Source organism: Bacillus cereus group sp. MYBK195-1 (assembly GCF_051916605.1).
GTDB lineage: Bacteria > Bacillota > Bacilli > Bacillales > Bacillaceae_G > Bacillus_A > Bacillus_A cereus.
In genome coordinates this window covers 1-1,854 of the sequence record NZ_JBQAGZ010000023.1, presented here as the reverse complement: position 1 = coordinate 1,854, position 1,854 = coordinate 1, and the positions used below count along the sequence as shown (strand labels likewise).

Below are 1,854 nucleotides of genomic sequence, written 5' to 3'. Positions count from 1 at the left end.
AGGTATCATTCAAGGTAGAGGAGATGGTTATTTTGACCCAAACACACCTATTACAAGAGAAGAATCAGCAATTATTGTAAACAAGGCTTTACAGTATAAAGGTATATGGGGGCCAGTTGTAAACCTACCATTCTCAGACACAGACCAAATTATTTATAAAGAAGACGTACAAAGACTGTATGGCCTAGGTATTGTAAGAGGTAAGGGTGACAATCAATATGACCCCAAAGGAACAACAACTCGTGGTGAAACAGCAACATTTATTCTAAATATGCTACAAGTAATTGAAAATGGTAGTGTTGAAAAGGTAATTGGAACAGCTCAAATTAATGGTATTGGGGTAAATGTTCGAAGCGGATCAGGTACAAACTATTCTATTGTTAGAAAAACAAGTAAAGGCGAAAAAGTTACAGTATATGAAGAAAAGAATGGTTGGCTAAGAATTGGAAAAGGTCAGTGGATTTATTATGACTCTAGTTATATCGACTATAACAGATTATAAAAGACTAAATAGTTAAAAGAACAGGTCATATTTGGATATATAACCTAATCTCAGGTTGTGAAGAAGAATGTCTCCACAACCTGTTTTTGTGTCTGACCCCCTCTTTACCTACCAATACTGATAAAAAGAGGAGAAGCAGAGATTTATTATGATGCTGGTATCGGAAAATCATGGTAATTACTGTGTATACAATTATAGGCTAATGTTTTTCTGATAATTAAGTAGAGGTCACTGTACATACCCATCCAGTTAACATTTTGAAATACTCCAAAACGAAAGAATGAGCTGTATTGTTACTAGCCATAACACCCATCGTGTTAATCATAAATAGCTTGTATCAGTTCTTTTACCTCCGCATTTGGATTAGGATGATTGAGCTGTTTCATCCAATAATAGTACGTACTACGAGTAATATTAACGAGTTGAAGTAACTCCTTGACAGGAAATTCTTGCCTTAATCCATAAAAGAATAGTTATTTTACGCAGTATTGCAAAAAGAGGAAGAAGGACGTATTTCCTTTCAGCAAAGATTTAAAGAATTTCTGGTTATGATCGTTAGTTTTGGGATTATTATTTTTCTCATATATGGAGAAATCCTGTTACAATAGTAAAGAATAAATTGGGTATAAATTGATAATGAAATGGGGAAATGTGCTGGATGAAAGCAACCGGAGTAACTAGAAAAGTGGATGAATTAGGGCGTATAGTAATTCCAAAGGAACTTAGAAATACGCTTGGAATTAAAGAAAAATCACCATTAGAGATTTTTGTAGAAGGGGAAGACATCATTTTACAGAAGTATCAGCCTGGTCATGTTTGTGCATTAACAGGAGAAGTGTCAAATCGTAACATAGCATTAGCAAAAGGTAAGATCTCATTAAGTCCAGAAGGTGCAGAACTATTAATAAAAGAAATAGAACAGTACCTTGTCAAATAAGTCCTCCTTTCAAGGGACTTATTTTTGGTTAACAAAATAATTTCACGTACCGTAATAAATAAAAAAACAAAATACAAAAATAATAGTATGCATTTAATTCCTAATTGGTGTCCCGCCAGCATTTCGGAAAAACCCCACGCTAAGAGTATGCAAGAATTTATGCAAAAAATAGGGAGACATCGGGAACTATAGGGAGGCCAAAAGGCGCCCCAGAATAGGAATGTATATAAAGATGCATAGAGTTATAGAAAAAGAAAAAGACAAATCCCTTGTGAGAGTAAGGGTCGTCTTTCTCTTTGCTACTGATAATAGGACGTTATGTTAACTGATCATGTATAGGATATTCATATAGAAATTGTTTCTATCAATGCTGAATTATACAAAGAAGGAGGCATGATAATGAAAAAAGAACAAT

General features: G+C 34.1%; 2 protein-coding genes and 1 pseudogene. 2 read left to right on the top strand and 1 reads right to left on the bottom strand.

The features are described from left to right. A partial coding sequence (locus ACTFRY_RS29640) for an S-layer homology domain-containing protein (RefSeq protein ID WP_440032489.1) occupies positions 1-502 on the top strand: 502 nt, incomplete at its 5' end. A gap of 320 nt (positions 503-822) precedes the next feature. Here the strand turns inward: ACTFRY_RS29640 and ACTFRY_RS29635 are convergent. Further along, a pseudogene (locus ACTFRY_RS29635) lies at positions 823-966 on the bottom strand (IS3 family transposase); the annotation flags it as partial. 194 nt (positions 967-1,160) lie between these two features. Between ACTFRY_RS29635 and ACTFRY_RS29630 the strand changes: the two are divergent. After that, positions 1,161-1,439, top strand: coding sequence for an AbrB/MazE/SpoVT family DNA-binding domain-containing protein (locus tag ACTFRY_RS29630; RefSeq protein WP_000648344.1), 279 nt, complete (start codon positions 1,161-1,163; stop codon positions 1,437-1,439). Positions 1,440-1,854: the final 415 nt, after the last annotated feature.

Excerpts from the sequence above, each read along its gene's own strand:
- ACTFRY_RS29630 (WP_000648344.1), top strand. The coding sequence starts at position 1,161 with ATGAAAGCAACCGGAGTAACTAGAAAAGTGGATGAATTAGGGCGTATA.